Annotated in this window: 13 protein-coding genes; all 13 read right to left on the reverse strand. The window is 40.5% G+C overall.

All coding sequences use genetic code 11. From position 1 onward, the window contains the following. Positions 1-121: 121 nt before the first annotated feature. The gene (locus tag AC59HC_RS07150; RefSeq protein WP_496558318.1) at positions 122-2,047 is read right to left on the reverse strand and encodes an alpha/beta hydrolase-fold protein; all 1,926 of its coding nucleotides are present in this window, start codon (positions 2,045-2,047) and stop codon (positions 122-124) included. 100 nt (positions 2,048-2,147) lie between these two features. After that, positions 2,148-3,755 (reverse strand): glycoside hydrolase family 43 protein, encoded by a 1,608-nt coding sequence (locus tag AC59HC_RS07155; RefSeq protein ID WP_496558319.1) that lies wholly within the window; start codon positions 3,753-3,755, stop codon positions 2,148-2,150. An 86-nt stretch (positions 3,756-3,841) separates the two neighbouring features. Further along, complete coding sequence (locus AC59HC_RS07160; RefSeq protein WP_496558320.1) at positions 3,842-5,560, reverse strand: glycoside hydrolase family 43 protein; 1,719 nt, start codon at positions 5,558-5,560, stop codon at positions 3,842-3,844. A gap of 179 nt (positions 5,561-5,739) precedes the next feature. Beyond that, positions 5,740-7,014: an MFS transporter gene (locus AC59HC_RS07165; protein ID WP_496558321.1), complete on the reverse strand. Its 1,275-nt coding sequence runs from the start codon at positions 7,012-7,014 to the stop codon at positions 5,740-5,742. A 4-nt stretch (positions 7,015-7,018) separates the two neighbouring features. Continuing rightward, positions 7,019-7,651: a bifunctional 4-hydroxy-2-oxoglutarate aldolase/2-dehydro-3-deoxy-phosphogluconate aldolase gene (locus AC59HC_RS07170; protein WP_496558322.1), complete on the reverse strand. Its 633-nt coding sequence runs from the start codon at positions 7,649-7,651 to the stop codon at positions 7,019-7,021. Continuing rightward, complete coding sequence (locus AC59HC_RS07175; protein WP_496558323.1) at positions 7,648-8,661, reverse strand: sugar kinase; 1,014 nt, start codon at positions 8,659-8,661, stop codon at positions 7,648-7,650. The genes AC59HC_RS07170 and AC59HC_RS07175 overlap by 4 nt, the downstream gene beginning before the upstream one ends. Next, positions 8,651-10,069, reverse strand: coding sequence for a glucuronate isomerase (gene uxaC, locus AC59HC_RS07180; protein ID WP_496558324.1), 1,419 nt, complete (start codon positions 10,067-10,069; stop codon positions 8,651-8,653). Before uxaC ends, AC59HC_RS07175 begins: the two co-directional genes overlap by 11 nt. Positions 10,070-10,294: 225 nt before the next feature. Next, positions 10,295-11,110, reverse strand: coding sequence for an SDR family oxidoreductase (locus AC59HC_RS07185; protein ID WP_343643305.1), 816 nt, complete (start codon positions 11,108-11,110; stop codon positions 10,295-10,297). A 31-nt stretch (positions 11,111-11,141) separates the two neighbouring features. Further along, positions 11,142-12,317, reverse strand: coding sequence for a mannonate dehydratase (gene uxuA, locus AC59HC_RS07190; RefSeq protein WP_343643304.1), 1,176 nt, complete (start codon positions 12,315-12,317; stop codon positions 11,142-11,144). A gap of 79 nt (positions 12,318-12,396) precedes the next feature. Continuing rightward, entirely contained in the window at positions 12,397-14,355 is a 1,959-nt protein-coding gene (locus AC59HC_RS07195) for a RagB/SusD family nutrient uptake outer membrane protein (protein WP_343643303.1), read from the reverse strand. Positions 14,356-14,367: 12 nt separating this feature from the next. Continuing rightward, positions 14,368-17,262 (reverse strand): SusC/RagA family TonB-linked outer membrane protein, encoded by a 2,895-nt coding sequence (locus AC59HC_RS07200; protein ID WP_343643302.1) that lies wholly within the window; start codon positions 17,260-17,262, stop codon positions 14,368-14,370. A 93-nt stretch (positions 17,263-17,355) separates the two neighbouring features. Further along, entirely contained in the window at positions 17,356-18,684 is a 1,329-nt protein-coding gene (gene xylA, locus AC59HC_RS07205) for a xylose isomerase (RefSeq protein ID WP_110009770.1), read from the reverse strand. Between the two features lie 107 nt (positions 18,685-18,791). Beyond that, on the reverse strand, positions 18,792-20,276 hold the full coding sequence (locus AC59HC_RS07210) for a xylulokinase (RefSeq protein WP_227941534.1): 1,485 nt from the start codon (positions 20,274-20,276) through the stop codon (positions 18,792-18,794). Position 20,277: the final 1 nt, after the last annotated feature.

The following is a 20,277-nucleotide window of genomic DNA, read 5'->3' on the forward strand; positions in this document are numbered from 1 at the left end:
TGATTTTCGTCTTATGTGAACTTTTCTGCGGTATCATTTTAAACTTACTTAAGTGAACTCAAGTGTTTTAAAATGAAAGCTTTTGTGACTTTTGTGGTTTTATAAAGTTTAAGTCACTTTACTATTTAAAAAGTATCTGGACAAACTGATGCAGACTATTTCTCCAAACCGGCCATGTGTGGCCTCCCGGATAATCGGTGTAAGAATATTTAATTCCTATTTTATCCAGTTCTTTCAACATTTTCTGACCGTTTTCATAAGCAATATCATCTTTTCCACCCATTGAAATCCAGAAATTTCTGATGTTGGATGAAAAAGCAGATTTATTTTCATTTAAAAATTTGTACTGTTTATCGGCAACATCCTGAAGCATCGGCAACATATATCCTGAGCTGAAAACTCCCAGACCGGAAAACATATCAGAGTTCTGAATTCCGGCATACAGCGTATATATTCCACCCATGGAAAGTCCTGCCAACGCACGGTTTTCTTTACCTTTTTTTATCCTGTAATTGGATTCGGCAAACGGAATGATGGATTCTTTCAGCTCTTTTTCAAACATCTGAAGATTGCGCTCTCCAAAGTTCCGGATTCCGCCCTGTCCGATATTGGCGTCCGGCATAATGATGACCATTTTTTTTGCTTTTCCTTCTGCGATGAGATTATCCAGAATCAGATTGGTTTTGCCCTGGTTGGCCCAGCCGCTTTCATCTTCACCTCCGCCATGTAAAATATACAGTGCGGGATAAGATTCAACAGGATTCTGGTCGTAACCTGGCGGGGTGTAAATAAAAACTCTTCTCCATGAGTTTGTGACTTTGGAATAGAAATTTTTAATACGGATATCCCCATGAGGGACGTCTTTTAATGCATAGAAATCATCTCCTTCGAAAGGAATATCTATTCCACTGGCATACCTTCCCATTCCGTAGAATGTTTCGCTGGACGGGTCAGCAACCGCAACACCATCAATCAGCAGAGAATAATAATGGAAGCTTCCGCTTTGCGGATCAGTTATACCTGTCCAGAATCCATCAGCATCTTTTTTCAGGTCATATTTTTTCCCTAAATCGATCTGAACTTTTTGCGCTTCCGGTGCCTTCACTTTGAACATCACCCTTCCGTCGGGAAGGATTTGAGGATACTGGGCATTTCTTATATTGGTTGCTGCAGGAGTTCCCAAAACGGTAAATCCTTCAAACTTCGTTGTATCAACAGGCTTAAACAACAGCTGTGAAAAGATGTATAAATCATTTTTCCAAACCTTAAAATCATGGCCGCCCGGTTCTATATAAAAGATATGAGGGATTTTATTTTTTCTCAGATAATCGCTGGTTCTCTTGCTGAAAGGCATCAGCCCGTCTGCATCACCGCAGGAAATAAAGATCAGCTTCAGCTTTAATGCATCCTGTGGATTGGGTAAAAGCTTATTGGGCTCTTTTGTATTGGGTGCAGAAGAAAATGCGCCCAGCCAGGCAAACTTATCAATGTTTCCGAAAGCAAAATTCTGTGTCTGTCCGCCTCCCATTGACAATCCTGCCAAAGCACGGTTTTCACGGTCTTTTTTAACCGGATATTTTTTCTCTACAAACGGAATCAGATCATTCAGTAAATCTTTTTCAAAAGTTGCAAACGCTTCCACTTTATCCTGAGCCATTATATTTCCTTTCGCTCTGTCATCCTTCATCGCACGGCCGTTGGGAAGTACTACAATCATCGGCTGCAGTTTTCCCTGTGCATACAGATTATCCAGAATAATATTGGGTTTTCCCTGATTGAACCACTCTTTTTCATCCCCGCCGATGCCGTGAAGAAGATAAAGAACAGGATATTTTTCACCTTTTTTGAATCCCGGCGGTGTGTAAACCAAAGCTTTTCTTGTTGTTCCAACGGTTTTTGACGGATATTGAATCGTGTCAATTTTTCCGTGGGAAATAGCAGCATTTTCCACATCGAAACCCTGCGGCGCCTGTTGATCAAGAGTTTGTGCGGAAACGAACATTCCCGACAAAACAAGTCCTAAAGCCCATATAACTGATTTATTCATGATTTTTATTTGTATTTTTTACACTTATTACTTGAGATAAAAAAATAATAGCGTATATTTTAGTTACTGTTTACAACAGATTTTTCTCTGCTTTTGATTCTTATTTTCCGGCTTCATTGACTCTGAAAAAATCCACATCTACGAAGCCTCCGGTATTTTTAGTGGCATAATTGAAAATTGCTAATTTTGATCCCATAAAAAATCTACGGTAATCAAAGATCATTTTGTAATCTTTTGCCATTTCCGTCCAGTTCTTCTGATCCGTACTGTAATAAAAGTCTGCAAGATCTTTCCCGAGGTTAAAATCAGCATCAATACGGAGAAAAACCTTATCCGAATTGAGAGGAATCCGTTTTTTTTCTTCTTTTTTAACTCCAGTAATGGCTTTTGTCTTATTGTCCAGGCTCACTTCGTTGGTTGAAAAAACAATGAATTTTTCTTCACCCTCCTTCACTACTGACAAGATCCCGGAATCCCCGTTGAAGGCGCTGAAACCCGCTACATCTCCATCTTTCATTCCTTTAAGGTCCATTGCGATAACTGCTGAAGAGGTTGGACCTTCCATTCTCTGGGTTAAAGTATTGGGTGCAGCGTACAGATTGTCTACGACTCTGCTGGTTTTCAGTCTCAGAAAGCCTTTTCTTTCGGATAAAGACCAGGCTTCATTCACCGGATTATGATTCCATTGCCACTGGATTTTCATTGTTTTATCAGAGAACTCATCGCTTTCCACCAAATGATTTTTTGCTTTGAATAGCGGAAGCGGAACTTCTCCTTTCAAAGGAACTTTTCCGTTATCTCCCAATACCGGCCAGTCGTTTTCCCATTGTACGGGAAGCAGCAAAGGAACACGTCCTACTCCATTTCTGTCCTGAAAAATAAGAGAATACCAGTTTCCGTTTTTATCATCAATCAAAGCGCCCTGACCTGCGTAAGAGAACCCTAAAAAATTGTCTTCCAAAACGACTTTTTTCTCGTAAGGACCTGTCACTTTATCAGCTCTGTAGACGACCTGGCGGCGTTTTCCGTTTTTGGGCCAGGATATCATCATCATATAATATTTCCCGTTTCTTTTGATGATCTGGTTTCCCTCCAGAAGCCCGGTTTCCGAGGCATCTTTCTGAAATACCTCAGTTCCATCCGGATTTCCGATCACTTCTTTAAAATCGGGGCTCAGTTCAAAAACTTTGTTGGAAGTGAAAACATATATTCTGTTATCGTCATCAAAAAACAGTGAAGCATCATGAAAATGCCGTGTTCTGGTGATCAGCTTCCATTTTCCTTTTTCAGGATCATCAGTCACATAGAAATAAGATTTGAAAGGTTCATCATTCGGAGAGAATAAAACGTAATATTTTCCTTTATGATAACGGATTGAAGAAGCCCATTGACCTCTGCCGTAAACGGTTCCGTTCAATAAATCATATTTCGAGTTGTCATTCAAAGTATCGAAAACATAACCAGACATTTCCCAATGTACCAAATCCCTGGAATGCATTACCGGAGCTCCCGGCATCAGATGCATGGTGGTACTGATCAGGTAAAAATCGTTTCCGTTTCTGGTAATGGATAAATCCGGTGCATCTGCCCAGATGATGGGATTGGTAAATGCAGTACTCTGTTTTCCGGAAGGATTTACCTGGGCTGAAAGAAGATTCAGCCCGATAAATCCCAATAAAGAAACTATATAAGATTTTTTGATTTTCAAGGTTTTGATATTTTGGTTCGATTTAATTCTTTACAATCTTAAAAGGAACACTTCGACAAGCTCAGTGTGACATTGCTAATACTAACTTAATTCGGTACAATATCATTGGAAGATGTACTGTAAAGCCCGATAAGGCTTCCTGTAAAGCCTCCCGCTATATCAGTAGAAAGAATATCTCCTGAAACCGGTCCTCCCAAATTTTTATAATTCGTGCCATCCAGTGAATAATTAAAGCTATGTTCATCTTTATCGGCAACAACCTGCAGTTTAACCGGTTTGGATAATGAAATCTTCTCGCTGGCGATCAGCTTTGATTGCCCTTTTTCTGTTCTTTCCAATACGATGTAGAAATCTTTATCTTTTTTTGTGATTCCGAAAACATAATTGAATGTTTCACTTTGATAACAGGTAATTCCTGCCAGCTCTTTTCCTGATTTAGGCTTAAAATCCAAGGTTACAGAGGTTTCAAAATCTTCGTGTTGTAATCTGTGGAATAATGCCGAAACCGGGGCCAATGCTTTGATATTGGTTGCAAAAGGGTTTACTTTTACACCATTTTTTGTTGCAGTAATGAAGTTTTCACGAGGACCACGCATGGCAATCCAACGGAAATCGAGGTTTTTATCGGTTAGTTTATCGTTGTATGTAAAGTTGCCGTTCGGGAAAAATCCGGTTTGTCCGGTTTGATTCTGAACACCTTGTGGCATTTTCAATTTTGGTTTCATCGGAACCAGGCCATTTTGGAAAACAGGATACGTTCCGCTCCAGTCTACAGGAAGAATGAACGTTTCACGGCCTTTGTTAACACGGTTGCTGACATTCGGACGAATTGCTAAAAATACGCCATACCATTGTCCGTTCGGACCTTCCACTAAATCTGCATGACCTGCCCAATCCACTTTTTCCTTTCTGTCTCTCGGAAAATATCTTTGCGTAAGAATTGGATTATTTTTAGCGGGAACAAACGGTCCTTTCGGAGAATCTGCCATAAAAATCACTTCGCTATGGTTGCCTCCGGTTCCGCCTTCTGCACACATCAGGTAGTATTTACCGTTCTTTTTGTAAATATGGGGACCTTCAATCCAGATCGGTTTTTGGGAAAGATCCACGCCTCCGTTTACAATAATCTTATCCGAGCCCGCAACTACCTGGTCTTTTTCGAGATCATAGTCCCAAATCTTAATAACACGGTGGCCGTTGTACTGCTCAGTACCTTTCGGCGGAGCATCATTGTGAACGATATATGCTTTTCCATCATCATCAAAGAAAATAGAAGGATCAATACCGTCAAAGTTTAGCTTTTGGACTTCGCTCCATCCTTTTGACGGATCTTTGGTTTTTACGACCATATTTCCGATACCACCTGCAAACTGGGTAGTAATCATATAAAAAGTATCGTTGTGCTTATTGTATTTGATATCCGGTGCATAAATTCCATGCGAAACGCCCGAATTTTCAACTTTAAGCTGGGAAGGTCTGTCTAAAACGTGCCCTACCTGCTTCCAGTTTACCAGATCTTTAGACGTAAAAATCGGAACGCCCGGAAACATTGAGAAAGAAGAGTTTACCAGATAATAATCGTCGCCTTTTTTTGTAATGCTTGGATCGGGATAACAGCCCTGTAAAATCGGAGAATAAAATTCGTCCGGTTTAAGAGGGTTGTCATTATATATTTTATCGTTTCCACGGTAATTAAAGTCTGAGAATGTCTGGGCAGAAATCGAAGTCACCGATAGCAAAGCAGCTGCTGCAAGGATATTCGTTTTATTTCTGAAGAAAGCTAAATTCATTATATTCTGTTTCATTGTTATTCTTTTTTTATAGTTTTTAAAATGTATATTTTTGAATAGGTGTTGTTCTTTTTAACGCTAAGTCCGCAAATTTTTTAACTACATCCTTAATAAGGTTCACAAGGGCGTTACACTCAGCAATGCGTATCATATTTTATTATTATAATCGATTACAGATCATTATTTAATAGTTTTTATAAGGTTTTCTTGCGGTTGATTATTTTAATCAATCCCCAGGCTGTAACATAGGATATTCCGGCTATGAAAAATATAATGTTGTAGCCCCCGTTGATGTTTCCTGATTTTTTAAAAGCGTCGAGAACAATTCCGATAAAAAGGGGAAAAATGATTCCTGCCGCTGAGCCCAGCATTCCGCCAAAACCAATGACAGAACTGACATAATTGTTGGGTAACTGATCTCCGACCGTAGTCATAAGATTGGCTCCCCATCCTTGATGTGCAGCTGTTGCAAAGGCAATGATGATTGTGATCATCCACATATTATCTACATATTTTGAGAACATGACCGGAACTACCATCAAAGCAAACAATAACATGGTAATGCTTCTGGCTCTTCCGATAGCCCAGCCTTTTTTGATCAGAAATGATGAGAGATATCCTCCACCAATACTTCCGATCGTGGTTCCGCTGTAAATAATAATTAACGGAAGAGATGGTTTGGTTAAATCCATTTTGAATACATCCGAGAAATAGGCCGGCAGCCAGAACATGAAGAAATACCAGATAGGATCGGTTAATATCTTACCGATGGCAAATGACCATGTTACTTTATATTTCAGTAATTCCGATAAAGGAATTTTGGTTTTCTCTTCTGTTTTTTCAGTCTGATCGCTTTTTATATACTGCAGTTCTTCCTTGCTGATATTTTTGGCTTTTTCCGGTACGGTATAAAATTTCCACCAAAGAATAATCCAGACCATGCCCAAAGCACCAATCCATACAAAGGTCTGTCTCCAGCCGTAATGCCCAAGAATGACCGGAACCAATAGCGGGGCTAAAATAGCTCCCACCGTCGCTCCTGAGTTAAAAATTCCCGTTGCCAGTGCTCTTTCTTTTTTGGGAAACCATTCAGCCACTGATTTGATGGCGGCAGGAAAGTTTCCTGCTTCACTGATGCCTAAGGTACTTCTCGCAATGATAAATCCGATGGTACTTTTTACAAGACCATGTCCTATAGAGGCCAAACTCCATACAATAAGAGAAACCGCATACCCGATTTTGGTTCCTACCTTGTCTATAAACCTTCCCATGGCCATATAACCGATGGCATAAGTCGTGGTAAAAGCCATGACGATATAGCTATAATCTTTTTCATCCCAGCTGAATTCTTTTTCCAGCACAGGTTTCAGCAAACCCATTACCTGACGGTCAAGGTAATTGATCGTAGTGGCGAGAAAGACAAGGGACAGCATCCACCATCTTATATTGCGGTTGTGAGGAGCATGCATTGAGTTATTGATTAAGTTGTTGTAATAATTTTTTTGTTTTCAGCGTCAGTTCTTCTTCATTATTATCTTTTCCGATGAGAGAGCTTCCCAGCCCTGCTGCTATGGCACCTCCATTGAGCCATTCACTGATATCTTCAGTTTCAGCATGGATTCCTCCGGTGGGCATGAAATTCATTCCCGGAAAAACAGGCTGTACCGATTTGATGTAGTTCTTCCCTAAAGAATCAGCCGGGAATATTTTAACCAGTTTTAAACCCTTCTGATAGGCAATATTGATATCGGAAGGGGTAAAACAGCCCGGAATCAGAAGTATATTTTTTTCGAGGGCATGTTTTACCAATGCTTCACTGATCACTGGTGTAATGATAAAATCTGCTTTTGCATGAGCATAATCATCCATTTCTTTTATGTTTTTCACCGTCCCGATTCCTAACAGAAGGTCAGAAAATTCTGTATGGGAAATTTCTTTCAGCTTAGTGAAATTTTCCAATGCCTGATGGCCGCGGTTGGTATATTCTATCACACGGATTCCTGCTTCGTATAAAGCTTTTATGATATTTTTTGAGACCTCAAACGATTCGTTATAGAATAACGGAACTATTTTCTGGTCTTTTATTTTTTGTAGTATTTCACTCATAATTTCTCGATATTTATGCTTTCATCAATGGTATCTCCCTTTACAAAAAGCTTTTTAAAAGCAACTTTTGTAGCATCCTCCAAGATCTGCTGGTCAGGATTTCCTTTTAAAATTCCATGAATCAAAGCGGCCATGAAAGAATCACCGCTTCCTACCCTTTCTTCAATGGTATCTGAATTATATTTTTCTGAAATCAAAAGCTGTTCATCAGCAAATAAGGTGGCAAAGTAATTCACCTGTTCCCCGTTTGTAAAGCGGAAAGTATTCGCTATTTTTTCCACCCCCGGGAATTGTCTCCTGATTTCCAAAGCTGTTTTTTTGGCCTGCTTCAGAAGATTTTCATCATCAAATTTTCCGTTAAGTTCATATTCAACAGGAATATTCAGAAACTGCTCCACAGACCATATATTTCCCATAAGAACGTTCACAAAAGGCATCAGCTCTTTAATTTTGTGAGGATTCTGGTTTTGCCAAAGCAATGCTCTGTAATTCAGGTCCAGAGAAACTGTAATATTTTTTGTTCTGGCTTCTTTCATGATCTGTAAACATTTGCGGAATGCATTGTCACTCAAAGCCGGTGTGATGGTACTGATATGCAGCCATTTTACTCCTGAAAATATCTCATCATCACTGAAAGTTTCAAAATCCGACTGGGTAAAAACAGACGGAAATCGGTCGTAAACCACTGAAGCGTTCTGCATATCTCCATCAGAAGAAAGGTAAAATGTTCCTATTCTCCCTTGAGTTTTTTCTGCAAGGACTTCTATTCCTTTATTGTTAAGCTGAAATTCTAAGTGATTTCCAACAAAATTCTCAGGTAAAGCTGATAATAATTTCACAGAATTCTTCCACTGGGAAAGTGCTGCCGCTACATTGTATTCGGCACCGCCCACATACATTTTCAGAGACTGCTCGTTCAACCAGTTTCCTTCGGAATCCGGGGCAAAGTGGAGAAGCAGTTCCCCGAAACATAGTATTTTCGTCGAGTCCTGCATGGTATTAGATTTCAAAATAATTTTTTGTATTGTGATAACAGATATCCTGAATGATCTTTCCTACCCATTTTTCATCATCGGGAAGAAGACCTCTTTCCATTTCACTTCCGAACAGATTGCACAAAAGCCTTCTGAAATAATCATGTCTTGAGAATGACAGCAGGCTTCGGGAATCGGTCAGCATGCCGACAAAAGTGCTGATCAGACCGATATTGGAAAGTGTATTCATCTGTTTCGTCATCCCGTCGAGCTGATCGAGAAACCACCAGGCTGCTCCAAACTGTACTTTGGATTTGATGCCTCCTTCATTGAAGTTTCCGGCAAGGGATGCCAAAACTTCATTAAATGCCGGATTCAGATTGTATATAATGGTTTTGGCCAGTTTTTCTTCTGAATTCAATGCATCCAGCAAAACACTCAATCGCTGTGCATAATATGGTTCTCCAATGGCATCATATCCTGCATTGGCGCCCATTTTTCTGAACATTTCTGAATTGTTGTTTCGGGTTGCCCCTACATGAAACTGCTGTACCCAGCCTTTTTCTGCATACATTTTGCAAAGCTCTTTCAGCATATAGCCACATAAGGCATCCGGATCGGAAAATGTTGAAATATTCCCTTTCAGGAATTCTGAAAACTCTTTTTCAAGGTTTTGATTCCACTTTGTGGTATCCGGAAAATATTCAAAGCCGTGATCGGCTACTTTTGCCCCTGCTTCCACAAAATAATTGATTCTGGACTGAAGTGCATTCAACAGATCAGAAGCTGACACGATGGAAAATTCACAAACTTTTTCAAGTTTTTTAATTCCTGAAAGATACCGTTCAGGATTAATTATATTAATATAAGCATCAGGGCGGAAAGCAGGAAGAACAGCTGTTTTAAACCCACTGTGTTTTAAAGCTTTATGATGAACCAGATCATCAGCAGGATCATCTGTAGTACATAAGGCTTCTACTTTAAAATTCTGAATGATGGATTGTGGTAAAAAACCAGGTGTCTGCAGACTTTCATTCATCTGATGATACACCGTATCTGCATTATTGGGTGATAAATATTCGTTGATACCAAAAGGGTTTTTGAGTTCCAGATGCGTCCAGTGAAACAGCGGATTGCGAAGGGTATAAGGCACCACTTCGGCCCATTTCATGAATTTTTCCTGATCTGAAGCATTTCCGGAAATAAACTGTTCATCAGTACCAAAATTTCTCATGGCTCTCCATTTGTAATGGTCACCATCCAGCCAGATAGCTGCTGGAGAACGGAAGTTTTGATTGGCAGAAATAACATCTGGCTCCAGATGATTGTGATAATCAATCACCGGCATGTCTTTGGCATATCCGAAATACAAATTTTCTGCCTTTGCTGATTCAAGCAAAAACAGTTCTCCGAAAACATCTTTATTTTTAATGGAATTACTCATTATTTATTTTTACAATCCTGGATTTTAATTAACTTGTTTACACTCTGCAAAACCACAAAAGTCACAAAAGCTTTGTTTTTAGAACACTTCAATTATGATTATGCAGAAAAGTTCACATAAGATGAAAATCAATGATTTTCACAACACTTAGGTGTCTACATTTAAAAACAGAACCCTTAATGAAACCACTAAGGTCCTGTTTGATGATATGAAGAAATTAGCTTTTTATACTCCGCTGAATGCGCTGAAACCTCCATCAACAGGAATCAGTGCTCCTGTGATAAAACTTGCTGCATCTGAACACAGAAACTGTACAACCCCGTTCAGTTCTTCTACTTCTCCAAATCTCTGCATAGGTGTTTTCGCCATTACTTTTTTACTTCTTTCCGTTAAGCTTCCATCCGGATTCAGAAGGATTGCGCGGTTCTGATCTCCAATGAAAAATCCGGGAGCCACGGCATTAACGCGTATTTTATCTCCAAATTTCAATGCCAGGTCAGAAGCCAGCCATTGCGTAAAATTGGTAATTGCTGATTTGGCGGCAGAATATCCGGCCACTCTTGTAATTGCTGAATAGGCAGCCATGGAAGAAATATTAATAATGTTTCCGCTCCCCTGCTCAGCCATTACTTTTCCGAAAACATAGCTCGGATAAACAGTTCCGTTGATATTCAGATCGGTAACCTCTGCCCATCCTTTCATATCCATATCAAAAAATGACTGTTCGGGAGATAAGGTGGCTGCCGGAATATTTCCACCCGCTATATTGAGCAGAATATCAATACGTCCATACTTTTCCTTTATTTTCACTGAAGCGGCTTCAAGGCTTTCAATATCCATCACATTGGCTTCTACAGCAAGTGTATCCCCACCCAAATCTGTCAGTTCTTTTACCCGGGCATCCAATGTTTCCTGGTTTCTTCCCAGTGCAACAACTTTTGCTCCGGCCTCTATAAAACTTTTGGCAAGGCTGCCTCCCAAAACGCCCGAAGCCCCTGTGATGACTGCTACTTTGTTTTCAATACTAAACAGGTCTTTCATTTTACTTTTTATTATTTATTACAAACGCAGATTAATTTTTTTGTAATTCCGACTGTACTGCAGCCATTACTCCTTCGATCTGGCCCAATGCCAGCATTCTTCCTAAAAATGAATAGCCGGGATTATATCCTTTGTCAATATCTTCCGTTAAAAGTCTTCCATGGTCAATTCTCATCGGAAGATCAGGATTTTCTTTTTCGAATACACGGATTACTTCAATGAGTTTTCCTCTTCCTCCCAGGTGATGAGCTTCGATAAAATCACCGTTTTCAAAGACATTTGTACTTCTCAGGTGAACGAATTTGGTACGGTGAGCAAATTTTTGCGCAAGCTTTGGAACATCATTCTGAAGGTTGGCGCTTAAAGATCCGGCACAGAATGTTAATCCGTTGTGAGGATTATCAACAGCTTTCAGAAGCCAGTCGATATCTTCTTCATTGGTTACTATTCTGGGTAAGCCCAGTAATGAAAAAGGCGGATCATCAGGATGTACACACATCTGGATATTCCATTTTTCGCATACAGGCATTATTTTTTCAAGAAAATATTTCATGTTTTGGCGAAGCTGATGCTTATCTATACCATCGTACAAAGCCAGCAGACTTTTGAACTTTTCTACAGGATTCAATTCTCCTTCTTTGATATTTCCATTCACGAAACCCTGTGTTTTTACAATGACTGAATCGATCAGGTCATGATTATCTTTTTCCGTTAATGTATTTTTTAATTCTTCTACTTTTTGAAGTATTTCCGGGTCATAATCGTTTTCTGCACCTTCCCTTTTAAGGATATGAATTTCGAAGTACGCAAACTTGGCTTTGTCAAAATAAAGTGAGGATGAACCATCTTCCCATTCGTGAAAGAGGTCGGTTCTTGCCCAGTCGAGAACGGGCATGAAGTTGTAGCAAACTGTTGTAACACCTGCTTTACCCAGATTTTCAAGGCTTATGATATAATTTTCTAATAAAGAGTCACGGTCTTCACCTCCGTATTTGATGGCTTCGCTCACGGGAAGACTTTCCACAACAGACCAGCGAAGTCCGTGGCTTTCTATATAGTTTTTATAATCATTGATGGCCTCTGAATTCCAGATTTCTCCGTTGGGGATATCATGTAGGGCAGAAACAATTCCTTCTACTCCTATTTGACGAAGTGTGCTGAGTGCTATTTTGTCTTTTTTGCCAAACCAACGCCAGGTTTTTTCCATAGTTTTAAAATTTAATTCAGATAAACAAAGCAGGTGCTTTTCACACCTACTCTGTTACTGATATGAATGTAGAATGAAATTAATTGTATCCCGGATTCTGATATTTTGCTTTAATATCTGCCGATACTTCCATCGCATCAATCTGATTCTGAGGAATCGGTCTCAGATAATGAAAAGGTTTTATTGTTCTTGTCACCGTCTGCGGATCATGATCTCCATAAGAAGCTCCTCCAATCTGATAACTTGCCGCATAATCTCCCCACTTCTGTGTACGTACCAGATCATACCATCTGTAGAATTCTCCGTAATATTCACGGGATCTTTCTGCAAGGATATAATCAATGGTAATTACAGATGGCGTAGCAGCAGTCATTGCGGCACTGTTATCTGCCACATAAGCGGTATTCTGTGCATTATTGAACTTCCATTTTCCGGCACGGGCACGGATGACGTTGATAAGATCTCTGGCTGTCATAGCTCCTGAAGCTCCTTTTACAGCTGCTTCTGCGGCAATAAAATAGAATTCTGAAAATTTGGCAACACTGAAAGGACGGGTTAATCCTGCATTCGGATATCCTAATCCATTTGGATCATCGGTACGGTAAGTTCCTATTTTCCAAAGACCCGGATATACAATTCTGCTGATTCCGTTCGGTGCGATCACCCAGTCTGCTCTTCCCGGAAGGGTTCCTGCTCCTACACCACTTTGTCCGGATCCTGTAGGGTAAGAAGGAGTCTGACTGTCATCATTCAGGAAGCTTAAGATAGCTCCTCCCGGCTGTACAGGTAAATTATTGGCATTATAAAGTACAGGAACCGTTGTAAGGCCTGTTCCATTCTTGTTCCAGTTTCCTCTGTAGGTGGTTACAAAAGTTCCATCATAACGGGAATCGTTGGTTTTATCTGCAAAAGTATTTTTGATAACACCTAAGGTAGGACACATACGCACCCATGGACGTCCCAATGGCTGTGCTGCTTCTCTCTGTACGGCGCTTACAACGTCCGCTCCTTCCCACGCTGTGGTTTTACTGCTTTTGATGGCAGTATAGTTCCAGGTCTGCATCCATGCTGCAAAATTGTCCGGAGCCCAGCCTGATCCAAATCCTACAGGATCACTTTCGTTGTAGTATGTACTTGACTGTGTATGGTCTGCATACAGCATAGATTCGGTATTCCTGTCATTGGAACCTACATTCACATCATAGAAAGTAGGCTGAAGCGTATAAGGTCCGGGATTGTTGATTCCTTCCATGGCGATATCATAAGCCTGCTGGAAATACCACTGGGCATTGTGTCCGTCAGGATCAGTTCTTGCCACTTCAGGATAAGTTGGAATGCTGTTTGGATTCTGCAGCCACCATCCATAAGTAAGGTAAGCTTTGGCAAGCATCAATCTTGCAACATTTTTAGTTACACCACCTGTTACCCTTGGTGATGCAGGTAAATTTTCTATTGCTTTTTTAAGGTCAGCAAAAACAGTTTTTGTATATACTTCCGGTACGGTATTTCTTACAGAAGAGGTGGAAGGCAGAGTGTTATATTTCAATTCCCCTGCTCCTAAATCCAGAGGAACTCCTCCATAGGTCTGTACGAGCATGAAGTAGTAAAATCCGCGGAAGAAACGGGCTTCAGAAATCATAGATTCTGCAATTCCGAATCCAGGTCCTTTTTCAATGATTCCGTTGGCAGTATTAATATATGGAAATACGGAGTTCCAGACCATACTGGTAGGAAAAGTATTGGAATTGATAATACCGTTTCCGGACATATCCAATTCTTTGAAGTTTCCATCCGCACTTTGTGCCCAGGTAGATTCGTCAGTTCCGTTCTGACAATTGCTCATAAAGTAGCCATTGCCATACAGTAATCTCATCTGTCTGTATAAAGCCGTAAATCCCTGATTAACTCCATCCGGTGTATTAAAATAGTCAGCTGTATAGATTGCTCTTGGCTGCTCATCAAGAATTTCACTACAACCTGTAAATGTTAAGGATAAAAAGATTGCTCCTAATAGCAGTTTTTTGTTAAAATTTATCATGACAGTACAGTTTTAAAAGGTTAAGTTAAGTCCCATTAAGTAATTTCTTGTGGAAGGGTTGTTCGTTCCTATGACAAGCTGGCGGTTTGGATATCCGCTTACTGCCTGGTTTTCATTTCCGAAAGAGTTTGGTTCCGGATCCATTCCTGAGAACTTATGATAAGGTGAGAATAGCACAACAGGATTGGTTACCGTAAAGTAAATTCTTAAGCTGGTAATTTTCAGATCCTTTAAAAAATCTTTATTGACATTATAGCCTAATGTAATGGTACGAAGCTTAAGGTAAGAAGCATCAAACATTGCTAAAGTAGAAGAATACTTTGGATTATCGCCACTCAAATGACGTCCCGGGCGCGGAAAATAAGCACCGGTATTATCTTCTGTCCAGTAATCCACATCCACGTTATTTCCTCTACCCGTTAATCTGTTAAGATAACTTGCAGATCCGTAAATCGTACTCACCAGGATTCCTCCGTGCTGGAAAGCTCCTACTGTGCTCAGTTCAAAATTCTTGTAGGCAAAGCGCATATTAAATCCTCCCTGGAATTTCGGAGCGGTATCAAAAATCTGTCTGTCATCCGGTCCTATTGCTCTTACCGGAGTTCCGTCAGCATTATAGCCTCCGGTGTAAAGAACCTTGATAGATCCTATAACATCCGCAGCAGTTCCCGGCTCCAGAATGCTCTGATACGGGTCGCCAGCCTGCCAAAGACCGATGTACTGATAATCATACAATGAATTGATATTATGCCCTACAAACCATGAGTTATTGATGTCCCGTTGTGTTCCGGATGCAAGAGATAAAATTTTGTTTTTATTGGTGTAAAAATTAACTCCGGCTTCCCATGTAAACCCATCCGGGTTATCAAAAATAACTCCGTTCAAGGAAATTTCCACCCCTTTATTTTCCGTTTCGGCTACATTGGAAACGATGGATGACCAACCGCTTGTTGCCGGAAGACTTTTTTGTGTCAACAGGTCAAATGTATGGGTTTTGTAATATTCCACACTTCCCGTAAGGCGGTTGTTCAGGATCCCGAAGTCTACCCCGTAGTTTTGTGTTTTTGAATATTCCCATCCAAGGTTTGGATTAGGCGGCTGATTTCCATAGATTCCTGCACTTCCTGCGCTTCCGTAGTTATAAGGAGCCACGTTAAATCTTCCCATCGTAGTGTATGGATCTACTGCCTGATTGGAAGTCTGCCCCCATCCTACTCTGAATTTCAGGAGATTAATCGCTTTGATATTCTCCATGAAGGATTCGTTGGTAACATTCCATCCTAATGATAATGCGGGATAGGTATGCCATTTGTTACCCGGTGCCAGTCTGGAAGATCCGTCGGCACGGAGTGTGGCTGTAAGCATGTACCTGTTATCATACGTATACATGATTCTTCCCATCGCTGAAAGCAGGCCTGTTTTCCAGTACGCCTGGTCTTCAGGTCTTACTGTAATATCTGCCTGTGGTGACTGTCCTAAGTTATAATACTGGAAAAAGTCTGCAGGGACATTTTTTGCACTCATGTATGAGCTTGTATACTTGTTCTGTTCTGCAGAGTATAATGCTACTGCGTTGATCTTATGTTTTCCGAATGTACGGTCGTACGTCAGGAGGTTTTCCAATACCCAGTGATAAGTCTGGTTATTCCCTTTTCCTGCCGCTGACGGTCCCAGAGGATTTGTATTGAAAACTCCTACACCACTATAGTTTCCACTGTTTGAAGTACGGAAATCCAACCCTACATTTAACCTGTATTTCAATCCTTTGACTGGAAGGCTGACTTCTCCGTAAAGGTTGTTATAGGATGCAAAAGATTTGGTTTCATCAATATATTTCTCTGCCAGGCTCTCCAGGCTTCTTCTGGTATAAATCCATGTCTGATCGATACCGCCTGCGGTGCTCATTACTCTTTTCGGGCTTCCGTCCGCATTGTAAGGATTGGCAATCGGAGAATATCCCAGAACCGCTCCCGGATTTACTCCGTTTCCTTCAGAGACAGAATAGTTTGTATTGGTTGTAAAACCAAACTTAAAGACAGATCCTACCTGCTGGTCAATCGCCATTCTCAGGGCAAATCTTTCGTAACTCTGAATAGGAATTAATGCATTTTGTTTAAAATAGGATAATCCTACATTATAATTTCCACCTTCTGTTCCTCCTGAAACCCCTACATCGTGACTGGTCATCATCGCCGGCTTATAAAACAGGCTTTGCCAGTCAGTATTGACGCTGTTATTTTCATCAGCCCCGTTGGAATACAATGGCGTTTTATTTCCCGCAGGAATGGCATAAGCACGCAGTTTTGCAAACTTAGGACCATCCATCATCGGATATTTTGAAAACAAGGTCTGAACTCCTGTAAAGGTGTTATAGGTAAATTTAGGCCTCTGCCCTTTTGCTCCTCTGTTGGTTGTAACGAGAATAACACCGTTTGCTCCTCTTGACCCGTAGATGGCTGTAGCAGAAGCATCTTTCAGGATGTCAATACTTTTGATATCACTTGAGCTGATGTCTCCCAGTGATCCTACGAAAGGAATACCATCCAATACAATCAATGGGTTATTATCTCCTGTCAGAGATCGTGTTCCCCTGATACGGATCTGCATGGCAGCACCCGGTTTAGTGGAGGTTTGCGAGATATCTACCCCTGCCGTTCTTCCCTGTAATGCCTGGGTAATGTTGGCAGAAGGTACTTCACGCAGGGCATCTCCTTTTACAGTGGCTACAGAACCTGTTACAGCCTCTTTTCTCTGGGTTCCATATCCTATCACAACAACTTCATCTATTTTATTTTCTTTAGCTACTGTATCTTTCTTAACCTGTGAATATGCTATGCCGCAAGGCAATAGAGTCATTGCAAAAAACAGTGCTGCTCTATTGCTTTTATTGAAATAAAATCGGTTCATAATTATTATTTTAGTATTAGTTGTTGAATAAAAGGCTCTTTAATAATTATTGTGTATAAAAATCCTTAGTGTTGATAAGCCTTTTATTTTTAATTATATATACATATTCACGATGGCTTCAAACAATTCCTGTTTTCCGCTTTTTGGCTGTGGTTCGCCGATTTCGTGAGCTATTCTCTGCAGATCTTCCAGTGTAAGTGAACCTTCTTCAAATGCTTTTCCGTTTCCGTTATCAAAAGAAGCATAACGGTCTGTCCTCAGCTTTTTGTAATCTGAATTTTCAAGGATATCAGCCGCTGCAAGAAGACCTTTTGCGAATACATCCATTCCTGAGATGTGGGAAATGAACAGATCTTCAGCATCAATAGAATTTCTTCTGATTTTGGCATCAAAATTCACCCCTCCGGTTCCCAGACCTCCTGCCGGAAGCAGCACCAGCCACGCCTGAACCATGTCGTAATAATCAATTGGGAACTGGTCTGTATCCCATCCGTTCTGATAATCTCCCCTGTTGGCATCAATGCTTCCTAAAAGTCCTGCATCTACTGCAACCTGAAGTTCATGCTCGAATGTGTGACCTGCCAATGTAGCGTGATTCACTTCGATATTCAGTTTAAAATCCTTATCTAATCCGTAATGTCTAAGGAATCCGATTACTGTTTCAGAATCATAATCGTACTGATGCTTGGTAGGCTCCATTGGTTTAGGTTCAATCAGGAAAGTTCCTTTAAAACCTTGCTGGCGTGCATAGTCTCTTGACATGGAAAGGAAACGGGCAAGGTGATCTTTTTCACGCTTCATGTCTGTGTTCAAAAGGCTCATATATCCTTCTCTTCCACCCCAGAAAACATAATTTTCACCACCAAGCGCTATCGTGGCATCTATTGAATTTTTCACCTGAGTTCCTGCACAGGCTACTACATCAAAATTTGGATTGGTAGAAGCACCGTTCATGTATCTTTCATGAGTGAAAACATTGGCTGTTCCCCATAAAAGCTTAATTCCTGTTTCCTGCTGTTTTTGTTTTGCATATTCCACAATAGTCTGCATATTTTTCTCGTAGTCCTTCCAGTTGTTGGCAGGGTCTACCAGATCGATATCATGGAAGCAGTAGTAATTGAATCCCATTTTAGACATGAATTCGAAACCTGCATCCATTTTGTGCATTGCTCTTGTTACCGGATCGTTTCCGATATCCCAAGGATGGTGAATGGTAGGTCCTCCGAACGGATCGCTTCCGTTGGCACATAAGGTATGCCACCATGCCATCGCAAATCTTGTCCAGTCTTTCATAGGTTTTCCCATCACGATCTTTTCCGCATCATAGTAACGGAACGCCAACGGGTTCTTACTTTCCTTCCCTTCAAACTTAATTTTTTCAATACCTGTAAAAAACTCTTTTGTACCTGTTAAAGTGTTCATATTTATTTGATTATTTTTATTTTTGTTTTTAATTTTTTGCGTAGAAATTCCCTTCTCACTGATTCTGAAAAGTCAGTAAGAGAATGAAAAATGCTGTTGTAATGGTCCTAGATTATTTCGTTAAGATGATGTTTCCATCTGGCATAGGCTTCTAAATATTGTTCCTGTTTTTCATGTTCGGGCTCTATCACCGCTATTTTTTCGAGTGAAGAGAATGCTTCTCTGGAATCTGAATAAAATCCTATTCCCATTCCTGCAGCTCTTGCTGCTCCTACCGCTCCATCGGTATCATAAAGTTCAATAACCGCATTGCTGACACTGGATAGCGACTGGCGAAAGATTGAGCTTAAAAACATATTGGCATTTCCTGCACGGATCACCTGGATATCCATGCCTATATTTCTCATGATATCCATTCCGTATTCATAAGAGAATACAATACCTTCCTGTGCTGCACGAAGAATATCGCCTTTTGAATGGATATTGAAGTTTATTCCGTGAATTGAACAGCTTGTATCCTTATTTTCCAGCACTCTTTCAGCTCCGTTTCCAAAAGGAATAATGCTTAACCCTTTCGATCCGATGGGTGAAAGTGAAGCCATATCATTCATATCACCATAGGAAGAAAGCGAAGTTGCAAAATTGTGTTTCAGCCAGGAATTTAAAATTCCGGTTCCGTTGATACACAGTAAAACCCCAAGCCTGATCTGTTCCGGTGTGTAATTGACATGGGCAAATGTATTGACCCTTGATAATTTATCATATTCCAGCTGGTCCAGCACTCCATAAACCACTCCTGAAGTTCCTGCTGTAGAGGCAATTTCTCCAGGGTTAAACACATTCAGGGAAAGCGCATTGTTGGGCTGGTCTCCTGCTCTGTAAGAAATAGGTGTACCCTCCTTCAAGCCTAATTCTTCCGCTGCTGCCCTTGAAACTGTTGCCTGAATCCCAAATGTAGGTACAATTTCCGGGAAAAAACTTTCAGGAATTCCATAGTGGTTAATGATATCTTCCGAAATGCAGTTGTTCTTAAAATCCCAGAATATTCCTTCTGATAATCCTTCAATGGTCATTCCTATCTGCCCTGAAAGTCTCATGGCAATATAGTCTCCGGGAAGCATTATTTTATCTATCTTTTCAAAGATCTCAGGTTCGTTTTCTTTTACCCAGGCAAGCTTTGATGCTGTAAAGTTTCCCGGTGAATTCAACAGATGTGAAAGACATTTTTCTTCTCCTATGGTTTTGAAAGCCTTTTCACCATAAGGTACAGCACGGCTGTCGCACCAGATAATGGATGGTCTTAAAAGGTTCTGATCTTTGTCTACAAGAATCAACCCATGCATCTGCCAGGTAATTCCGATTCCTTTAATATCTTCTGCATGTACTCCGGATTCATGCATGACAGCTTCGTGTGCCAACTTAAGATTGATCCACCAGTCTACCGGATTTTGCTCTGCCCATCCGGGATTTATAGCAGTGATTTTCATCTCTTTTTTGGGAGAAAATTCAGAAGCAATCACTTTTCCGCTGGACGCCTCAATGAGACACACTTTCACAGAAGAACTGCCAATGTCATAGCCTAGTAAGTACATA

The sequence above is a fragment of the Chryseobacterium sp. DZ-32 genome, from assembly GCF_059587025.1.